The organism is Pusillibacter faecalis (assembly GCF_018408705.1).
GTDB lineage: Bacteria > Bacillota > Clostridia > Oscillospirales > Oscillospiraceae > Oscillibacter > Oscillibacter faecalis.
The window spans coordinates 423,171-442,280 of the sequence record NZ_AP023421.1 but is presented as its reverse complement, the minus strand read 5'-3'; the positions used below and the strand labels follow the sequence as shown (position 1 = coordinate 442,280).

Here is a 19,110-nt window from a genome sequence, read left to right as displayed (position 1 = left end):
CTTAACCTCCTTGCGTCCCGGATTCCAGGACCTGAATCCCTCTCTGACGAAAAAATTCCCACCAGCCGGTATCTGGAAAAGCATCCGCGACAACAGTGTGGATCGCATCAAAATCACAAATTCGGAAAAAGTTGGCTTTATTGAGCTTGGTGTGGTCCAATACCAAAAAACGCTGTTTGGCCCGCTGGAGCATCATGGAGCGGATACGCCCATTGACGGCGCTGCCGTCTGTGATGCCTGCGGCGCGGTCCGCGCCCCGGCAGGAGACGAAGCTCTTGTCCATATAGTACCGGGAGAGGAAATCCTCGGCGCTGCCGCCTACAAAACAGCGGTTTTTCCGATCCAACTCCCCGCCGGAGAGCAGCAGCTTTCCCTGGCCGCTGTCGGAAAAGACTTGGGCGATATCCAGGGAGTTGGTGACCACTGTGATGTCCCTATGCAGCAGATGGCGGGCTACGGCGAGGCAGGTAGTGCTTTCATCCAGAAAGACGGTGTCCCCCTCCTCCACCAAAGAGGCGCAGCGCTGCCCGATGGCGTCTTTGATCTCTGGCAGCAGCATTTTCCGGATGCTGACATCGATCTCGTTTTTCACGCCGTCCTGGATATAGGCCCCACCATAGGTTTTGATCAGATGCCCCTCCTGCTCCAAAAGAGTCAGGTCCTTGCGGATCGTCTCACTTGTGACGCCGAACTGAACACATAAATCCTTGACCAGCACGCTCTTGTCATGGCGCACTAGCTCCAAAATTTTGGCGCGCCGCTCGGGGGCAAGGAGACTCTGGGGACTCGGCGGCATCCTCATGTGTCCCGTTTTCCGGCCAGCTTTTGATAGAAACCGGTCATGGAGCGTAGCGTGTCTGCCTGTTCCTGCGTGATTTCCACGCCGCCGCCGATCCGGTCCACATAGTAAAAGACCTTGGCAGTTTGCTCCACCACCTCAAGCCGGTCAAAGGCGGACCAGAGAGAGGGACCCCAGGCCAGCGCGCCGTGGTTCGCCAGCAGCACGGCGCTGTGGTCCTGCACAAAAGGACGGACACTGTCAGGGACCTCATCGGTGGAGAGCATGGCGAACTCCGTGACAGGGATTTCTCCCAGGCCCACAATCATCTCAGCGAGATACCGCTCCTTTAAAGGGCGGCGGCAGATGGAAAAGGCTGTGGAGAGAGGGGGGTGGGCGTGGACTACACTCATCACGTCGCTCCGCTCCCGATAGATCATCAAGTGCATCTTACTCTCGGAAGAGGGGTAGCGGGTTCCTGCTAAAACGTTGCCCTGCAGATCGCAGAGCACCAGCATGTCCGGTGTCATCCTGCCCTTGCCAACCCCGGACGGCGTGATCAGAACCTTGTCTGGCTCCACGCGGACGGATACATTTCCGTCGTTGCTGACGACATACCCCCGCTCATACAGAAGATGGCACACCTCGCAGATTTCATTTCGGATGCTCTCATAGAGCTCCATACACATCAATCCTTCCCAGAGTTGATTCCAACTACTTCGACAAGGAAAACCAATTAAAACAAAATGCGTTCTGTTGGTTTCTCCTTTTGTTAATTTGATATATAGCACAACCAAATGAAAGATGCAAGAGTATTTTTATATGTTTTCATAAAATGTCGAAATAAAAGAGGTGCCACCCTTGTAAAATGCCTCTGAAAAAGTAAAGAACAAAAAAGATGGCCGCCGGTGGAGGGGGAGGCGCATAGAACGGGGGTTATGTATACGCTCCCATCCATTTGGCGGCAGCGTTGAAAAGAAGAAGTACCATAGCTGTGTCCCAGAGGTCAAAGGAATTCAGCAATCTGGCCTAGAGTGAGTGCAGCAGGGTACCCGGCAAAAAATACATACAACCATGTTAAGGGTGCCTCACAACGGTCAGGAGGACTAATTTCGTATGATGCAGAACCCTCGTGGAGAAGGTGCCAAAAGAAAAGAGGAGCTGCCAATAGGTAGCTCCTCCCTCTGCGTTCGGTCGTCATTCTCCACAGTGGTGCTCTCCGCAGTGATGTTCTCCACAGCTGCCTTCGTGGTGTCCCTCACCGTGGTGATTGCACACGACATTGGGATCATAATCCAGCTTTCCGTCTAACAGCGCCGCTACGGCCTGGTCTGCGTCCCCGGAAACTCCGCCGTACAGCTGGATACCTGCGGCATCGAGAGCTGCGCGGGCACCGCCGCCGATTCCGCCGCAGATCAGCGTGTCCACCTGAGCAGCGTTCAGGACGTCCGCCAGAGCGCCGTGTCCGCTTCCATTGGTGCTCATTACCTGCGCAGAGGTGATCTGGCCGTCGGCCACATCATAGATCTTAAATTGTTCCGTATGGCCAAAATGCTGAAAAATCTGTCCATCTTCATAAGTGACTGCAATTCTCATGACATGCTCTCCTTTGGATTTACTAAATTGTTGATGGAATCTGTGCTTGATACAGTTGCCGCAGCCGTGGGTGAATCCCGTCCCATCACAGAGCCGGTAGTCGCCGCCCTCAATACGCAGAGGCAGTCCCTCCACCAGCATATCCGCCAGCTTTTTCCGGGCTCCAGCATAGATTTGCTGCACGGTGGCCCTGGCAATTTCCATGCGCTGGCCACACTCCTCTTGGGAGAGTCCCTCTCGATCAATGAGACGGATGCTCTCATATTCGTCAACAGTCAACGTAATGCCTTGAAGCGGTGTATCCATTTCCACAGGTATAAAGCCCGATGCGTGTGGCACTTGACACACACGCCTGCATTTTCTGGGTCTTGCGATAGAAAGCACCTCCTGATCAGTTCAGATGAAAGAAATTCTCTCTGGCTCAGTATACCATATTTATGGCATATGTCAATAATTATTTTTAGCATATACTGATAATTAAAATTTGATGGAAAAGACTATCATGGAAATGTACATAACTGGATACTCCACATTATTATTTTAAATCTGCGCCAGGATTTCCAGCCTTTTTAGGTCTAAAAGCTCAATGGCTCCGCGAGTGAGGCGAACCATCCCCTCAGACTGAAAGTATTTCAGCATCCGGGTGACAACCTCCCGGGCTGTTCCCAGATGAGCCGCGATTTTCTCATGGGTCGTTATCAGCAGGGAAGTCTGTTCCAGGGCGCTTTCCTCTACCAAAAAGCGGGCCAGGCGCTGATCGAAGCTTTTCCAGAGAATTTGCTCCACCAGCCACATCACCTCTGTAAAGCGGGAGGCCATCAGCTGGTTGGTATAGTTGGAAACTGCAACGGACCGTTCCATCAGGCGCTTATAGAAATCGGCTGGGATCATCCAGAATGCTGTCTCCTTCTCTGCACAGATGATGATGTCAAACTGGATGCTGCTCAACATACAGGAGGCAGAGAACAAGCAGATATCCCGGTCAAAGAGGCGGTATAGGGTGATCTCGCGGCCTTCATCTGATGTCATATAGGCCCGGAGCTGCCCCAATTCGATCACCAATAGTCCCAAACAATCTGCAGATCCGTTATGTAACAGGGTCCCCTGTGGAACTCTGCGTCTCACGGCAGCATGGGAGAGAGCGGACTGTTCTGCTGGCGGCAAAGCTTGGAAGAAGGGAAGATAGTGGCACAGTTCCATAGCATAGGGCTCCTTTTCTTAAATAAATAACAAACCCATTGGCATGCCAGAAGCTCTGACATATCAATGGGTTTGGCGCGGAAGGAGGGATTTGAACCCTCGCGGCGTTTATTAGACACCCTACTCCCTTAGCAGGGGAGCCCCTTCGGCCTCTTGGGTACTTCCGCAGACTCTATAAAATTTTGGCGGAGAGAGTGGGATTCGAACCCACGGAGACTTGCGCCTCGCCGGTTTTCAAGACCGGTTCCTTCAACCGCTCGGACATCTCTCCATTGCGTTGCAGGAGTGTCCATCACGCGGGCACTTTTATACCTTACCACAAGGGAATAGTGTTTGTCAAGATTCTTTTCCCAAAGTAAAAGAAAAAATAAAAAAAGACTTGCAATTTGAGGCGGCGCGTGCTAATCTATCTACGCTGATAAAAATATCCGGGTGTAGCGCAGTTGGTAGCGCACTTGACTGGGGGTCAAGGGGTCGTGAGTTCAAGTCTCGCCACTCGGACCAAACAGAGATAATCCGAACTACATTTTTCCAACGGGGAATGGGTTCGGATTTATCATTTTTATTAACTATTCTTTAACGAGTAAAGGCAGAGAACGATTTCTCTGCCCTTGTTATTTCCCCTATAATCTGGTATCATTAATCTGCCAAATCAATTTGAAGTGATAGAGGTAAAAGGTATTTATGTTAAGACCTAAAGAAGTAGTATGCAAGTGGGTAGATGCTTTTAATAATCATGATGTAGAAACAATTACCAGTCTTTATCATGAAAATGCAACAAACCACCAAGTAACAAATGCTCCCGTCGTAGGAATTGAAGCCATTCACTCAATGTTCAAAGAAGAATTTGCTGCCGCAGACATGACTGCCATTGTAGAAAATATATTTGAAGATGGGCAATGGGCAATTTTAGAATGGAAGGACCCTTTAGGATTGCGAGGCTGTGGTTTTTTCCAGGTTGTAAATGGAAAGATTTTGTTTCAACGAGGTTACTGGGATAAACTGTCTTTCTTGAAACAACACAATTTACCTGTGGAGTAAATTTGCGGATTTCCAATTCGTATCAGTGGCTAGGCGCGGCGGAGACATCATTTTTTGATGTCCCTGCCGCGCCTTCTTTTCCTGCTATAGGAGCCGGCTCCAGTCTTAAAGCTGCCGATCTTCCAATAAGCAGCTCTGGAACACGGCGCAGTCCCCCGTGATGAACGGCCTCCCTTGCGCCCTTGGAATTTTCTTGGTAGCGTTGACATTGTCCGGGATGATACTGGACAGCAAGTTCGCGCACCTGAAAATCTATGCTGTTCCTGACCTGGCCGGGCTGGTGTTGGTGTCCAGGCACCGGGTGGCGAGCACCTCAGGTGTGCAAGGGGGCGGTGCATTTTAACCTACATATTGTCCCTTCCTCCTTTGAAAGCACGGGAAGAAGCACGCCTTGACGTTCTTTCGGACAATCGCTATAATTTTAGGAGTACTATCCATGGCGGCTGAAGACATCTCCCGCTGCGCGATAGAAATATCACACAAGAGCAAGCATCCGGAGGGCAGCATGGCAGAGAAAAAAATTCCGTCCAACTATTTCGATATGACACTGGATGAGTGCCGCCTGGTATTTGATACCATTGATAATCTGATTATCATTGATAACCAGGGAATCATCAAATACTTTTCACCTGGCATGTTTTCCATGGTGGAGGCCTATAACAAGCGGGCGCTGCCGGATGTGGTGGCCGGAAAACACATTAGTGAGGTTCATCCAGCTTCGAAAATCGGGAATGCTGTGAGGGGCGGGCGTTTTGACGAGACCTGCTTTTATTTTGCGTCTGATGTGACCAACATTGCAAAAATCAAAAATTTATACAAAGACGGCACACTGGTGGGCGCCATCGACTACGATATCTTCACGGATGGCCAAGAGCTCAAGGATTTTCTGGATAAGATTGCGGCATATTCTGAAAAAGGTTTCCTGAATCTGCAAGATACCTTTCAGTCCATGTATGAGACGAGCAAAAAGCAGCATGCCATCAAGTACTGTGTCACGGATATCATTGGGAAAAGCCAAGCTATGATCTCCCTGCGGATGCAGATCGGTAAGATCAGTGAATCCAACTCCACGGTACTGCTGACTGGAAAGACCGGGGTCGGCAAGGAGGTGGTGGCCCATTCCATCCACAATCTCAGCCTCCGCTGCAAGTACCCGATGGTGGAGATCAACTGTGCAGCGATTCCGGAATCCCTGGTGGAAAGCGAACTTTTTGGCTATGAGGAGGGCTCCTTTACTGGTGCAAAGCGGGGCGGAAGAACTGGAAAGTTTGAGATGGCCGATAAGAGCACCATTTTTCTGGATGAGATTGACCAGCTTCCGTATCACATTCAGCCAAAGCTGCTCCGCGTTCTGCAGGAGCGAGAGATTACCCGTATCGGCGGCGAGACAAAGCCGGTGGATATTCGGGTCATTGCCGCTACCAACAAGGATCTTTGGAACATGGTAAGGGAGGGGCGCTTCCGGGAAGACCTGTACTACCGGCTCAATGTAGTGGAGGTCCACATCCCCCCATTGACGGAGCGGAAAGACGATATTCCTCTGCTGGTAAACTTTCAGCTAAAGAAGCTCAGCCGGGAGATGACCAAGGAGGTACGCAGTGTGTCCAAAGAGGTCATGGAGCTGCTGATGGGCTATGACTGGCCGGGAAACGTACGGGAGCTGAACAATGTGCTGGAGCATGCGATGAATATCTGCCAGGGCGATACTCTGAAGCTAGAGCATTTTGACAGCTTTGTTTCCAGAGTGCTGGAAAAGCGAGTTCCCGTGGATTTTTCGGCGGAGTCTCCGCTGGAGCGGGTTCGTGCCAACGCGGAGGCAGCGGCGATTCGGCGGGCTTTGGAGCTGACACAGAACAACCGAAGCATGGCAGCCAGGCTGCTGAAGATTTCTCGAACCGCGCTTTATGATAAAATGCAAAAATATAATATTTCATCAAAATAAAATTGTGTATAATTTCAAAAAAGTAGAACGTATCTGTAAGAAAAAACTTACAGTGTCAAGATTTTCTTACATATTTGCTTTGTGAGTGGAACCCATTGCGCTCCAAGCGTTCAAAAGGGAAACGAAGATTCATGGTGTTCAGAAATCTGAACACCATGAATTGTTGCCATCGGCAAAACCCTTGAAAAACCCAGACTTTTGAATGTTTTAAAATTGGCATAAATTTTGCTTTTATTCTAAAAGCGATCACGAAAAGTCTGCGCAGACGGTGTGATGATAAAAACAAAAGGGAGGACTCTATACAATGGGTGATTACTACGGCTATGTCATTCTCGCAATTTTTGCAGTCATTTTCATAGGAATCTCTATATTTGTGTCCAAAAAATTTCCTATTGAGGGGGTGGATGATTTTGTGGCCGCCGGCCGGGGGATTCCCTCATCTCTGGTGGCTGCCAGCGTGATGGTTTCGTGGGTGTGGACCACCACGATCATGGGCTCGGCGGAGGCAGGCATGAGCTTTGGTATCTCCGGCGGCCTGAATTATGCCTGGGGCAACAGCATCCCCTTTTTCGTTCTGATTCCCCTGGTGCTGCATCTGAGAAAAAAGATGCCCAAGTGCACAACCTTTACAGAGTTCATTACCCAGCGCTATGGGGCAGGGGTTTCTAAGCTGTTTTTCATCTTTGGCATCGGCGTGATTGTATATGTACTGATTGCTCAGGGTGTTGGCATTGGCATTGTGTTTAACTCCATGTTTGGTATTCCATATGAGGTGGGAGCGGTGATTCCGCTGGCAATCGTCACGGTGTATATTGCCAAGGCCGGATTACGGGGCTCTATTTTCAACGACGTCATTCAATTCTTCATTATCTCTATCATCATGATTGTCTCCGTTCCCCTGATCCTTCAATATTTGGGAATGGAGAACATTTACAACGGTCTTGTGGATGTGGTGACGAATCCTGACAACGTCAACTATAATCCAGAGGCGCTCTCCCTGGCCTCAGGCGGCGGCTTCCGCTATGGACTGACCGCGGTGGTGGTTGCCATGGGACAGGTTTTGCTGGATCAGGGGTACTATTCCAAAGCGATTGCAACCGCAAGCTCCAAGTCTTTGCTACGGGCGTATGTCATCGGCACCGTAGTGGCCTGGATGCCGATTCCCATCATCTGCGGCGGTGTGTTTGGCTGCTCTGTTATCTCCATGGGTGTGGGTGAGGGCGCCGGATTGGCGCTGGCATCCGAGGCGGCTCCCTATATCATGAAGCTGGTGTACGGCGGAGGACTTGGCAGCGTGATGTTTGTGCTTATGGTGTTTATGGCCGGCATGACCACTGGAGGCGGCTGTCTTTCCGGCGCCCAGGCGCTCTTTACTGCGGACTTCTACAAGAAATATGTCAATCCCACCGCGACGGAGGAGCAGCAGATGAAATTCGGCCGTAAGATCACCTTTGTAGTCAGCGGCATTGTGATGGTGGTTGTGATCCTGCTCAAGGGCAAGTCCCTTTTGATGATGGACATCTTCAGCGGCATTTTGTTCGCCGCACCCACCAGTTCCCTGATTGCGGGCATGTACTGCAAGCGGACTTCTCCGAAGATTGCCGTCTTCTCCATTGTCTGCGGACTGGCTTCCGGTCTGATTGCGTTCTTCGTGATCCCCAACGAGGATATCAACTGGTTTGTGGGGAACCTGCTGGCGCTGCTGGTTCCGGCTGTCATTGTAATTGTGGGGTCCCTGTTCAGCAAATATGAGTATGACTTTGAGAAGCTGAAGGCGTATGAGCCTGACCATGCAGTGAATTGAGTAAGGAGGTAACAATATGATTAGTCAGGGTACATTGACCGTGGTTTTGTGGGGGGCATATGCTTGGTTTGTCGTGGGTGTTGTGATGATTGCGGTGCCCGCGCTGAAAGAGCTGTGGAACCTTCTTTTCAAAAAATAGGATGATACGCACAAGCCCCAAAAAAACAAGGGAAGGAATTCCCGATGAGGAGGACAACATGAAGATTACCGTTTCCTGTGTGCAGCTGCTGCCAAGGCTTGGCGATAAGCAGTATAATCTGGAGAAGATGCGTTCTTGGGTGGAAACTGTTATGACCCAATACCCCAAGACGCAGCTGATTGTGTTCCCGGAGCTAATGACCTCTGGCTATGAGGGAACACCCGAAATGTTTCAGGAACTGGCTGAAACGCTTCCCGACGGCGAGAGCATGCGTCTGATGGGGGAACTTGCCCGAAAGCACCATGTGCATATTGTCTACGGCTTCCCCGAGCGGGACCCTGTCCTGACGGATGTTCTCTATAACGCGGCGGTGCTGATCGACAGTGACGGAAAAGCCCGCGGAACCTATCGCAAGGTCCATCCCTTTGCCGACGAGAAGAGATGGTGCCGCGCCGGCTGCGGCTTCCCGGTCTTTGACACAGAGATCGGCAAGCTTGGCATCATGATCTGCTGGGATACAGGCTTCCCCGAGGTGGCCAGATGCTATGCCCTACAAGGTGTGGACCTGCTGATCGTCAGCACCAACTGGGAAGATCCCTATGCGGACGACTGGGATCTCATTACAAAGGCGCGGGCCTTTGACAACACGCTTCATCTGGTTGCTGCCAACCGAATCGGGAACGACGGCGGGACATTGAGCTTCTTTGGTCACAGCAAGATCATGGACCCCGTCGGACGGGAGATCGCCGCGCTGGATGAGGAAAAGGAGGGGGTAATTTCTGCAGAGATCGACCTCTCCCTGACTCAGAAGGAGCGGGCTAGATACTATACCTTTTTCCGGGATAGAAGGCCAGACGTCTATGGAGAGATCGTCAAGCCCTATTGAATGCAAGAGAATCTACATCGCAAAAGAGGGATGGCGCCAGTGGCGCCATCCCTCTTTTGCGATGTAGACAAGCTGCCCACAAAATGAATATCAAAGATATTCGTGGCTGGCTCACGGACCAGAATGTACCAGAGTAGGGGGGATTTTACGACGAAGAGAAGTTCCCTGAAAGAGTATGAGGCGCTTACACCAATTAGGATGCCGCATGGGGTTCGGCGCTCCGTTTTACAGAAAGCAAGGGGGATGCAGAGGCTGACGGCATTCGCTATCCTTATTTCCGGCGGAAAACTGCAAAATTTTAAGGAGGATCTGCACAGCAGATCCTCCTCTTTTTATGTGCTACAGATCTAAACACTCATAAAGGAGGGCGTTGTCCGCCAATATCGTATGGAAGCGCTCCGGATAGAAGAGAAAGCTGCGGTGCCAATACACGAGAATGCCCTTCAATCACGAACACGAATGTGTGGCTTGCCGGCAAAACGGCGAGCCGCTTGGGGCGCAATCAGGTGGAAAGACTTCCCGCCTGTGCGCAGGGGCGCCTGGCAAAAATTTTTCTCTGTGTCGGTGATATTGCCAGATGCTTTCTGGAACTCTGCTGAACGAATCCCCATAGATTTGATAGGATTGGAGGGCGACACTTCTTTCTTAACAACCTCTTTTTGATGGATTCCTGCTTAACATGGAAAGGAATCCGTGGCATGTCCGAGGAATATTCAGGTATCAGCTGTGCGGAGGATGGAATCCAGAACCACGTGAGCAGACTTGTTCTGGACGCTTTGCAACATGAAATCAATATTCCCCAAGCCCACGAGCCGGAATAGGTTTGGTGATGAGCGACGCGGCCCATACCCACCTGTGCGGAAGGCTGTGTACAGCCACATTGTGATGGCCGTGTCACAACTGGAAGAGGACCTGCGCATGAAGCTGACCGAAAAGGAAAGAAACAGCATCACAGCCAGGGAATGGGCTACCAATGACAAGATGAAGGAGAGGTAGGAAGAGCATTAGCGGTCCCAGGCAGACCGGTATATTCTTCCCCACACAAGGGACAATAGCCGTATCTTGAACAAGGGAGAAAGAACACATGGAAAAACAACTGATTACAAATGAGCTGCTTTTAGCCTTTAGCGAATATCTGCAAAGCAATGAACGTGCCCCCGGCACCATTGAAAAATATCTGCGGGATGTGTCAGCGTTCCGCATCTGGCTGGGAAACCGGAGTGTCACGAAAGAGCTCACAGCGGAATGGAAGGAGAGGTTGCTGGAAAACAACCACGCGCCGGTAACGGTAAATTCCATGCTGGCGGCGGTCAATAGTTTTTTTCGGTTTGCGGGATGGGAAGACTGTCAGGTAAAATTTCTGAAGCTTCAGCGGCGGCTGTTCCGGGATGCCGGACGGGAACTAAGCAGAGCAGAGTATGAGCGGCTGGTGGAGACTGCGGCGAACCTGAGCCGTCCCCGTCTTGCTCTGCTGATGGAAGCTATCTGTGGTACTGGCGTTCGAGTCAGTGAGGTTCGCTATCTCACGGTGGAGGCGGTGCAGGCAGGACGGGCAGATATTTCACTGAAGGGCAAAATTCGTACCATTCTTATTCCCAATAAGCTGTGCAGGAAGCTGCTGAAATACGCTAGAAAGCAAAAAATCACTTCTGGAGAGATCTTTCTCACCAGAAGTGGCAAGGGAATGTCACGCCGCCAGATATGGGCGGAGATGAAGAGCCTATGTGAAAGGGCGGGAGTGGAGCCATCCAAGGTGTTTCCTCATAATCTCCGCCATGTGTTTGCTGCTGCTTTTTATAAGTCCTGCAAGGACATTGTGCGTCTGGCGGATGTGCTGGGCCATAGCTCGGTTGAAACCACCCGCATCTATCTTTTGACCACAGGCGTGGAACACGCTCAGATGTTGGAACGATTAGGATTGGTCCTATAGACAAAAACAACATTTCGTCATATTTGTGCTTGGGACAAAAACAACATTTTGACATAACCAATACGAGAAATATCGTTTTTTGCCTATACATTTATTTCCATAATATCACTCAACTTTATTGTACGCAAGATATTTTTGGCTTTTGGGTATGAAAAATTAAGCCGCGGAGAGTTTGTTTTTTTGCGGCTTTAAATTTTTGCGCCTATCTGCTCTTAAAAAGGGCGGATAGGCGCAGTTATTTTTGCGTTTCTACCGCGAAACCTTACCGGCTGGGCCGAATAAATGAACGAAATGTTGTTTTTGTCTCTAGGAGGGATGCGATGTCCAGAAAATGATGGGGAGCAACCACTCTGAAAGGCCGAGACACTTACGGTGAACTGGAAAAGGTGCGTCCGGAAGGTTTCCCGGAGAATGGCTGTTCTGCATATGTCGGCGCTCTGTTTTCGCCTGGCGGAATTCCATGCCCTATGGAGAACCGGCGGTCAGCTCATGGGATCAGTGCGTCTGGCGGCAGCCATCCTGCGCAATCTTTGCTTTGCACCTGGCTGTACAGAGGGGGTGCTTCCAATGCGAGGGGAAGAGAACGGCAGAAATGTCCGGCGGTACGCGCCGCCTGCGGTGACTGTCTGGACTGAAGGAGTCACATCCCTCTTTCAGGGCTTCCCAGCGCAGGCAAAACAAATATGATGTGAAGGAGGAAGAGCATGAAAAAAAGAGTCGTGGCGATTTTAATGACCCTTGTAATGGTATGTTCCCTCTTGCCCGTCAGCGTGCTGGCGACAGGGAATACATACGACGACAAGGATGAAGCTGCGGCAGCTACTGGTGTGACGGCAAACAAAACGGTTTCCAAAAACGACGATGGAACCTATACCGTCACGCTGTCTGTCACCGGAACAAGCAAGGACAACCCTGAGACGATCAACCACCCCGCGGATATCGTGCTGGTTATTGACGATTCCGGCAGTATGGACGACCGGGTTTCTCAGAAATGTGCGGCGGAGTCTTATTCTTCTCACGAAGAATGGTATCCGATTATAGGGACCGTAACGGTTTATACATGTGACACATGTAGGGAAACTTTCTGGGACTTGGAAAAGGTCCAAAACCACAACACGACCACAACCAGAATGGCGCTTGCAAAAGAAGCCGCGAAGACCTTTGTCAATGGATTGCTGACCGATGGCAGCCAGGTGAAGATTGGCTTGGTCGGCTTTTCAGGCAACGTCAACATGACCCAGGAGCTGACGGACAACGTAAAAACACTGACGGACCAGATTGACAACCACAACTTTAATGCCAATCATAACGATGGAACAAATTATGAAAACGCATTAAAGGCCGCAAGCAACCTGTTGAAAGACGGATCAAACAAACAACAGTTTATTGTGTTTGTCTCTGACGGCGAGCCAAACAGAGGCAATGCCAAACCAACCGCAGACGGGCTGCAACAGGCGGGCGTTACCATTTTTACCGTCGGCATTGACCTGAGGGACAACCAAGCGGGAAAATTAAAAGAAATCTCCACGGGCTATCCTGATGCGCCATATTACTATGGCGCCGCCAGCACGGCACTGACCAGCATCCTGCAGAAAATTACTGAGGAAATTATCAGCCAGATCCATGCGGGGAAGAATGCGGTGATGACGGATGTCGTCAATACCGACTCCTTTGAGCTTGTCCCGGAGGCAGCGGATGAAGCTCTTGAGGTTGGCGAAGATGGTAGATTGACCTGGACGATCGGTGATATCACAAAGGATACCAAGACGGTCACCTTTACGATTAAGCTGAAAAAGGACAATACCGAAGCTGGTGAGCTGTACACCAACCGTGATGTGAATCTGACGTTTGACAGCACGGCTTTGGACGAAAGGGTTCAATTCACCAAAAATGCGATTGGTACGCCTCAGATCGGTGTTTACAGTGTCAGATATACGGATGGCGTGGACAGTGCCGAGGTGTTCGAGGACCAGATTACCTACAATCTGGTTGAGGGAGACGCCACTCCCACCTTTGCTGGCGGCAATCCGCAGCGCGAGGACCATACATTCCTTGGCTGGTCTCCCTCCGTTTCAGAGACGATCTCTGGAGACATCTATGAGATTGTCTACACGGCACAGTGGACCCCCAATACAACCCCGGTTGATCCCAAGGTAGCGGCCTATCAGATTCAGCACTATCGGGAAGCTGATGATGGGACCTATACGCTGGCCGACACAGTTCTGCCCGCTGGCTATGGAGAGATCGGGCAGAACGCCACAGTGAAAGAGACGGATTATAAGAGCTACGAAGGATTTGCGTATGACCCCCATGTGGAGGGGACCGTGACCAGCGCTGAGGTATTTGTGCCCTCTGAGGTTGAGGGGGAGCTGAAAATCGCAACCTTAAAACTCTATTATTCCAAGGATGAAAACGACGACAATATTCCAGACAGATATCAGAAAAAGCTGACCTTTACTGTGATCCATGGTGCCTGGAACGATGGGGAAAATGCGGATGTGGTGAAGTACGTCACGCTGACGGATGGGGAAGGCAACTGGTCCGCAAACGGCAGCTATACCGTTACAGCGGATGATGTGTTCCCTGCCGCGGGAGAAAGGCCGGACGAAGGCTTTAAGGCCGGCGCTTGGGACAAAACCCTGCCCGCTGTCGGCGATGTCATCACAGCGGACGCAAGCTACGTGTATGCGTACCAAAGAGGCTCGTCAGTCATCGACCCCAAAGTAGCCGCTTATCAAGTGGAGCACTACCAGGAAGAGCAAAATGGAATGTATACTTTGGCGGAAACAGAATTTCCGCTGTACGGACCGATTGGCGAAACGGTTTCCGCCACACCAAAGGATTACAGGGGGTATACGCTGAACCTCAATCATCCGGATTGCGTAGCCAGCGGAACTGTTGTGCTGCCAACCATCCCCGAGGGAGCGGAGAGCCCTGAAATTCTGACCTTAAAGCTCTATTATGATCTTGCTGAGGCGCCATCCTGGGATACCTCTAAGTCCAAGACAGCCACAAACCTGAACGCAAGCTACGAGTCCCAGGTAACGCTGTCTCTGCCCTCTTCGGAAGAGGCGCTGGTCAGCGATGTGGTGTTTGTGCTGGATAAATCCACAAGTGCTGCCTTGGAAAAGCAGGCGTTGGAAATGCTGTCCAATTTGAAAGCACAGGTTGAAAATACGGGCGCGTCCGTAAAGGTGGGCGTGGTGATTTTCAACAAGACCGCCAACAAGACGGACTGGATGGATTTGGGTACCCAGTACGAGGACATTGAAGCTGCGATCACAGAGGAGATCAGCAGCGGAACCAATACCCACGCCGGCCTGCTGGCGGGGAAGGCCATGCTGGACGCGGATACCTCTGTTGACGCAAGCCGCAAGTATCTGATCTTTGTCAGCGACGGCATTACGTATCTGTACAATGAAGAGCCGACGGCTACCGCCTGGTCCTGGACAGTTGACGGCAGCACAAATACGTGGGCGGGACCGGATAACTGGAACAGCAAGTACGGATCAAATGATGCACCGTCCGTCGGATGGGAAGAATGGCTGAGCACCATCGGCACGCAGGTGGCGGCTCAGGGAATCACATACGAATATCCCTATGGCGGCACCGTTTCAGAGGCAACGCCGCCAGAGAAGTATGAAGAGTATGCGAACTCTATTGACAAGGCTCTTTACTTGACGAATCAGGTGTATCAGTCCGCAAAGGCCGCCGGATACCACTGCTATGCGATGACGGCGGAGAGCGTAAGCGGAGCGCAGTATACGTGGGGACCCTCGTTTGTGAACTACCTTGCGAACAATGAGGAGCTTACTTTCACAGAGATTCAAAATGAGATCCTTTACCTCCTGGGCGCCGGCTCCAAAGTTGTTGATGTGATCGGCTCTGGTGCGGATAACACCGGCAGTGCGTATGATTTTGAATTTGTCCAGGGTGCCGGCAATCTGCGACTCACAGTTGGAGAGGTGAGCTACACTGCATCCGAGAGCACGCAGGACCTTGGAGAGGGAGAAACTGCGCGCTATGTTTTCCACGCTGACGGTGTGGCTGCTGCAAATCAGGCCGAGGCACCCTTTGTCCTGCATTATTATAAGAACGGAACGACAGTAGGCGGCCAGACCCTTGGGGAATGCTTTGTGTGGGATATTAATATTCATGTCACGAACTTTGCCCATGTTCAGCTGACTTATAAAGTAAAACTGACAAATCCCGCCCTGACCAATCACACCACCAGCAGCATCACCCACGGAACTTACGATGGGGATGGCGGTCATGGTTACACGACCGGCCTGTACACCAACAATCAGGCCACGTTGTATCCCGTGGCCTCCGACGGGGTAGAGGGACAGCCGGAGTCGTTCCAGAAGCCCACGGTCAGTTACACGGTTCCAGGGACAGGCTATCAGCCCCCGGATACGCCGGATGATAGCAGTGACGATGATGACGATGACGGAGGCGGCAAACTGAATACCAAGGACCACTATTCGTATATCATCGGCTATAAGGATGGTGAGCTGAAGCCGTACGGCACCATTACCCGCGGCGAGGTGGCCACGATCTTCTTCCGGCTGCTGACGGATGAAGCCCGGGAAGAATACTGGTGCCAGACGAACAACTACACCGATGTTCCGGCTGATTTGTGGTGTAATAATGCCATTTCCACCCTGACCAACATGGGCATCATCGACGGCTACCAGGACGGCTCTTTCCGGCCCTACGGCAGGATTACGCGCGCGCAGTTTGCTAAAATGGCGGTGGGGTTCTTTGAGACCACCACAGAGGAATATCAGGGCTACTATACGGATGTACCCGAGAACGCCTGGTTTACCGAGTATGTGGAAGCCGCCAGTCGGGTAGGCCTGATCCAGGGCTTTGAGGACGGCACCTATCGGCCGGATACAAACATCACCCGCGCCCAGGCCTGCGTGATTGTCAATCGCGCCCTGAACCGCAAGCCTGACAAGAATCATCTGCTGCCCGAGCGCGAGATGATCGTCTGGCCCGATATGGACGAGGACGACTGGTTCTACGCCGATATGATGGAGGCAACCAATAGCCATGACTATGTGTGGAAGACCCGCAATGGCAAGGCCAAAGCTTACGAGGAGTGGACCGAGAAGCTGCCGCAGCGTGATTGGGCGGCCTTTGAGAACATGTGGGCTGACGCTCATTCCGCTCCTGGCGGCGAGGTCGTAAAAAACTAAGAGCAAACTAGATGGTGAGACACTGACCCGAACACAGACAAGCATAAACGGCCCTCTTCTACAGGGCCGTTTATGTTCTTTTCCGACTTACGGTCAGGCGGCATGTTCAGAAGGGGACCAGCAGAGCATTGGGGCGTTTCTCAAGTTTTTTTCGCCCGTTTAGAACCTGGACCTCATATCCATAACATTGCCGGAGACGCTAACGGCTTTAGAAAAAGATATACGGTCTTTCCGTGTGCTCAAGTTCATAGAGAAACCCCACTCGTAAACAAATGCTTACGAGTGGGGTTTGGTACGCCCGACTGGATTCGAACCAGCGGCCTTCAGAGTCGGAGTCTGACGCGCTATCCAACTGCGCCACGGGCGCGTATTCATGATGTTCAACCAGACATCTTTTGATAGTATACCAGAGTTTGAACCGTGTGTAAAGCCCTTTCTTAGAAAATTTTTTCAACAAAAGGATTGTTAAAAAAATTGACAACTTGCCGGTTTTGAGCTAAACTATTCCTAATAGAGCAATATGAAAAAAGTGGATTTTCAGATATCGTTCAATGAGGAGTGACCAAGGTTGAAGAAGGAGAATATCTCTGATGCAGTAATCAGGCGGCTGCCCCGGTACTACCGGCAGCTGACAGAGCTTTGCGGACGCGGGGTTGTGCGGATTTCGTCCCATTCGTTAGGTCAGGAAATGAACATCACAGCCTCACAAATCCGGCAGGATTTCAGCTGTTTTGGCGAGTTTGGCCAGCAGGGGTATGGATATAATGTGGAGGAGTTGCGAACGGAAATCGGCCATATTTTAGGGGTGGACAAGGATCACCACCTGATTATGATCGGCGTGGGTAACTTGGGACGTGCTTTGCTGCAAAATTTTCGCTTCTCACAAACAGGCTTTACCGTGGACGCGGCATTCGATGTGGCGCCCTCTGTGATTGGCACAGTGGTCAACGGGGTGTCTATCTACTCCATGGATACGTTGGAGGAGTATATTCGCAGCCATAACATTGATGTCGTAGTATTAACCATTCCACAGGCTGTGGCACAGGAAACGGCCAGCCGGCTGATTCAGCTTGGAATCCACGGCTTCTGGAATTTTACCAATGTGGAGCTGTCTAGCCCAAACCCGGATGTGAAATTTGAAAATATTCATTTTGCGGACAGCTTGCTGACCTTAAGCTATCGAATTGCCAACCGTTAATGCCGGTTTGTCCGGCCTGCCGAGAGAAAGGCTTATCTTATGATGAAAAAACTGATGATGTTAATACCAGCCTGTGCGCTGTTAGCGGTTGCTGCGCTGGCAGCAGGCGGCATAGAGGACCCCTTGGCTTCCTTGTCCTACCTGACTGGCACTTTTACCACAACCGTCCATGCGCAGGTGGACCAGCGGCTGGATGCCTCTGACCAGGAGTTGTTGGCCAGCGCAGCAAGCGGCACCCTGACGGCGGAGGGGACAGATCAATGGGTGGAGACCCGTTTAAAGGAAGGCGATATTTTACAGGGTTCTACGGGGACCAGCGTACTGCTGCTGGCCGGGGGCGGCCAAGTCACCTATACAACAGGCGCCGTGGTGGATGTTACCTCCGGGAAAGAGGTGGCCAGCGGAACGGCCCTGCAGGCGGACCACCGCTATATGGTAGCAGAGGACACGACTGCGATGTTCATTGTCACAACCAAGACGGCGGTGGTCCAATATCAGGGTGGCGGCAGTATAGCAGCATCTAGTACGGTGGATTATAATGCTATGGCGGCGGCACTGAAGCAGTTGAATTTGTTCCGTGGAACGCTTACCGGTTATGGTGAGGGCTATGATTTGGAGTTAGCTCCCACCCGGCTGCAGGCGCTCATTATGTTTATCCGGGTGCTGGGAGAAGAAGACGCGGCGCTGGCCTGGAGCGGCACGACACCCTTTACCGATATAGCCAAGGGCTCTCAGGCGGAAAAATATGTGGGCTATGCCTATGAAAAGGGCTACACCAACGGCTTTAGCGCAACGCAGTTTAAACCGGGCAATGCTGTAAATGCGTACCAATATACCGAGTTCATTCTCAGGGCAATGGGCTATAGCTCCTCTTCTAATACCAATCTGGCAGACACGCTGAACCGAGCGCGGATTGCCGGTGTGCTGACGGCCGGAGAAGCTGCCGCGCTGCAGACCGGAAAGTTTTTGCGGGCGGATTTGGTGTATGTTTCCTACTATGCACTGGAGGCCACGATGCCGGATGGCGCACAGACCTTGGGCCAAGTGTTAATCAGTAAGGGAATTTTTACTGAGGAAGCATGGGCTGGCGCACAGAGCTTGGTGAAGAGCCAGAGAATGTAATTTTTAAACGCACCCATGGACGCAGACCGCATATGATGGTTTGAGACCGCTCAAGACGGTCAAAACTTCATAGGAGGTCCCCATATGTGCAATAACGGCTTTGGCGGCGGCAACTGCTGCTGGATCATCATCCTGCTGATCATCATCTGGTGCTGCTGCGGCAACAACAGCGGCTGCGGCAATAACTGTGGCTGTGGCGGCGGCAACTGTGGCTGCAACAACAATCCCTGCTGCTAATCCTTCATAAGAGAATGAACGCCCCGGGGCCTA

General features: G+C 51.4%; 15 protein-coding genes and 4 tRNA genes. 12 read left to right on the top strand and 7 right to left on the bottom strand.

The window, feature by feature from the left end; genetic code table 11:
* Position 1 precedes the first annotated feature (1 nt).
* From KJS55_RS16855 to KJS55_RS16830, 6 genes are all read right to left on the bottom strand, one after another.
* Positions 2 to 796 (bottom strand): DeoR/GlpR family DNA-binding transcription regulator, encoded by a 795-nt coding sequence (locus KJS55_RS16855; protein ID WP_187031046.1) that lies wholly within the window; start codon positions 794 to 796, stop codon positions 2 to 4.
* A 2-nt stretch (positions 797 to 798) separates the two neighbouring features.
* Positions 799 to 1,461 (bottom strand): class II aldolase/adducin family protein, encoded by a 663-nt coding sequence (locus KJS55_RS16850; protein ID WP_213543907.1) that lies wholly within the window; start codon positions 1,459 to 1,461, stop codon positions 799 to 801.
* A gap of 514 nt (positions 1,462 to 1,975) precedes the next feature.
* Positions 1,976 to 2,749, bottom strand: coding sequence for a NifB/NifX family molybdenum-iron cluster-binding protein (locus KJS55_RS16845; RefSeq protein ID WP_187031135.1), 774 nt, complete (start codon positions 2,747 to 2,749; stop codon positions 1,976 to 1,978).
* Between the two features lie 165 nt (positions 2,750 to 2,914).
* Positions 2,915 to 3,574 (bottom strand): Crp/Fnr family transcriptional regulator, encoded by a 660-nt coding sequence (locus KJS55_RS16840; protein WP_187031042.1) that lies wholly within the window; start codon positions 3,572 to 3,574, stop codon positions 2,915 to 2,917.
* A gap of 73 nt (positions 3,575 to 3,647) precedes the next feature.
* Positions 3,648 to 3,741 (bottom strand) — tRNA-Ser (locus KJS55_RS16835).
* Between the two features lie 16 nt (positions 3,742 to 3,757).
* Positions 3,758 to 3,845 (bottom strand) — tRNA-Ser (locus KJS55_RS16830).
* A gap of 157 nt (positions 3,846 to 4,002) precedes the next feature.
* Here KJS55_RS16830 and KJS55_RS16825 point away from each other — a divergent pair.
* The 9 genes from KJS55_RS16825 to KJS55_RS16790 all read left to right on the top strand — a co-directional run bounded on the left by KJS55_RS16825 (position 4,003) and on the right by KJS55_RS16790 (position 16,520).
* Positions 4,003 to 4,078, top strand: a tRNA-Pro gene (locus KJS55_RS16825).
* 180 nt (positions 4,079 to 4,258) lie between these two features.
* Entirely contained in the window at positions 4,259 to 4,615 is a 357-nt protein-coding gene (locus KJS55_RS16820; protein WP_187031038.1) for a nuclear transport factor 2 family protein, read from the top strand.
* 436 nt (positions 4,616 to 5,051) lie between these two features.
* Positions 5,052 to 6,557 (top strand): sigma-54 interaction domain-containing protein, encoded by a 1,506-nt coding sequence (locus KJS55_RS16815; protein ID WP_187031036.1) that lies wholly within the window; start codon positions 5,052 to 5,054, stop codon positions 6,555 to 6,557.
* A gap of 304 nt (positions 6,558 to 6,861) precedes the next feature.
* Positions 6,862 to 8,361 carry a sodium:solute symporter family transporter gene (locus tag KJS55_RS16810; RefSeq protein WP_187031035.1) on the top strand — a complete coding sequence of 500 codons (1,500 nt, stop codon included), beginning with the start codon at positions 6,862 to 6,864 and terminating at the stop codon, positions 8,359 to 8,361.
* 16 nt (positions 8,362 to 8,377) lie between these two features.
* Positions 8,378 to 8,500 carry a hypothetical protein gene (locus KJS55_RS17545; protein WP_256316018.1) on the top strand — a complete coding sequence of 41 codons (123 nt, stop codon included), beginning with the start codon at positions 8,378 to 8,380 and terminating at the stop codon, positions 8,498 to 8,500.
* Between the two features lie 58 nt (positions 8,501 to 8,558).
* Positions 8,559 to 9,386, top strand: coding sequence for a carbon-nitrogen hydrolase family protein (locus tag KJS55_RS16805; RefSeq protein ID WP_187031034.1), 828 nt, complete (start codon positions 8,559 to 8,561; stop codon positions 9,384 to 9,386).
* Positions 9,387 to 10,169: 783 nt separating this feature from the next.
* Positions 10,170 to 10,382, top strand: a complete 213-nt coding sequence (locus tag KJS55_RS16800; protein WP_187031033.1) for a hypothetical protein — start codon at positions 10,170 to 10,172, stop codon at positions 10,380 to 10,382.
* 88 nt (positions 10,383 to 10,470) lie between these two features.
* A complete protein-coding gene (locus KJS55_RS16795; RefSeq protein ID WP_187031032.1) occupies positions 10,471 to 11,316 on the top strand; it encodes a tyrosine-type recombinase/integrase in 846 nt (281 codons plus the stop codon).
* Positions 11,317 to 12,020: 704 nt separating this feature from the next.
* Complete coding sequence (locus tag KJS55_RS16790) at positions 12,021 to 16,520, top strand: S-layer homology domain-containing protein (protein WP_213543906.1); 4,500 nt, start codon at positions 12,021 to 12,023, stop codon at positions 16,518 to 16,520.
* Between the two features lie 290 nt (positions 16,521 to 16,810).
* On the opposite strand, the gene KJS55_RS16785 is transcribed toward KJS55_RS16790, so the two are convergent.
* Positions 16,811 to 16,887: transfer RNA gene (locus KJS55_RS16785), tRNA-Arg, on the bottom strand.
* A gap of 201 nt (positions 16,888 to 17,088) precedes the next feature.
* On the opposite strand from KJS55_RS16785, the gene KJS55_RS16780 reads away from it, so the two are divergent.
* The 3 genes from KJS55_RS16780 (at position 17,089) to KJS55_RS16770 (ending at position 19,077) form a co-directional block, all read left to right on the top strand.
* Positions 17,089 to 17,718, top strand: a complete 630-nt coding sequence (locus KJS55_RS16780) for a redox-sensing transcriptional repressor Rex (RefSeq protein WP_187031029.1) — start codon at positions 17,089 to 17,091, stop codon at positions 17,716 to 17,718.
* Positions 17,719 to 17,757: 39 nt separating this feature from the next.
* Positions 17,758 to 18,840: an S-layer homology domain-containing protein gene (locus tag KJS55_RS16775; RefSeq protein ID WP_187031027.1), complete on the top strand. Its 1,083-nt coding sequence runs from the start codon at positions 17,758 to 17,760 to the stop codon at positions 18,838 to 18,840.
* Positions 18,841 to 18,924: 84 nt separating this feature from the next.
* Positions 18,925 to 19,077 carry a hypothetical protein gene (locus KJS55_RS16770; RefSeq protein WP_213543905.1) on the top strand — a complete coding sequence of 51 codons (153 nt, stop codon included), beginning with the start codon at positions 18,925 to 18,927 and terminating at the stop codon, positions 19,075 to 19,077.
* Positions 19,078 to 19,110 lie beyond the last annotated feature (33 nt).

What these genes read in the sequence shown, in the direction of transcription:
- KJS55_RS16855 (WP_187031046.1), bottom strand. Translation starts at nt 796, where the DNA reads ATGCCGCCGAGTCCCCAGAGTCTCCTTGCCCCCGAGCGGCGCGCCAAA.
- KJS55_RS16850 (WP_213543907.1), bottom strand. Translation starts at nt 1,461, where the DNA reads ATGGAGCTCTATGAGAGCATCCGAAATGAAATCTGCGAGGTGTGCCAT.
- KJS55_RS16840 (WP_187031042.1), bottom strand. Translation starts at nt 3,574, where the DNA reads ATGGAACTGTGCCACTATCTTCCCTTCTTCCAAGCTTTGCCGCCAGCA.
- KJS55_RS16820 (WP_187031038.1), top strand. Translation starts at nt 4,259, where the DNA reads ATGTTAAGACCTAAAGAAGTAGTATGCAAGTGGGTAGATGCTTTTAAT.
- KJS55_RS16815 (WP_187031036.1), top strand. Translation starts at nt 5,052, where the DNA reads ATGGCGGCTGAAGACATCTCCCGCTGCGCGATAGAAATATCACACAAG.
- KJS55_RS16810 (WP_187031035.1), top strand. Translation starts at nt 6,862, where the DNA reads ATGGGTGATTACTACGGCTATGTCATTCTCGCAATTTTTGCAGTCATT.
- KJS55_RS17545 (WP_256316018.1), top strand. Translation starts at nt 8,378, where the DNA reads ATGATTAGTCAGGGTACATTGACCGTGGTTTTGTGGGGGGCATATGCT.
- KJS55_RS16805 (WP_187031034.1), top strand. Translation starts at nt 8,559, where the DNA reads ATGAAGATTACCGTTTCCTGTGTGCAGCTGCTGCCAAGGCTTGGCGAT.
- KJS55_RS16800 (WP_187031033.1), top strand. Translation starts at nt 10,170, where the DNA reads ATGAAATCAATATTCCCCAAGCCCACGAGCCGGAATAGGTTTGGTGAT.
- KJS55_RS16795 (WP_187031032.1), top strand. Translation starts at nt 10,471, where the DNA reads ATGGAAAAACAACTGATTACAAATGAGCTGCTTTTAGCCTTTAGCGAA.
- KJS55_RS16790 (WP_213543906.1), top strand. Translation starts at nt 12,021, where the DNA reads ATGAAAAAAAGAGTCGTGGCGATTTTAATGACCCTTGTAATGGTATGT.
- KJS55_RS16775 (WP_187031027.1), top strand. Translation starts at nt 17,758, where the DNA reads ATGATGAAAAAACTGATGATGTTAATACCAGCCTGTGCGCTGTTAGCG.
- KJS55_RS16770 (WP_213543905.1), top strand. Translation starts at nt 18,925, where the DNA reads ATGTGCAATAACGGCTTTGGCGGCGGCAACTGCTGCTGGATCATCATC.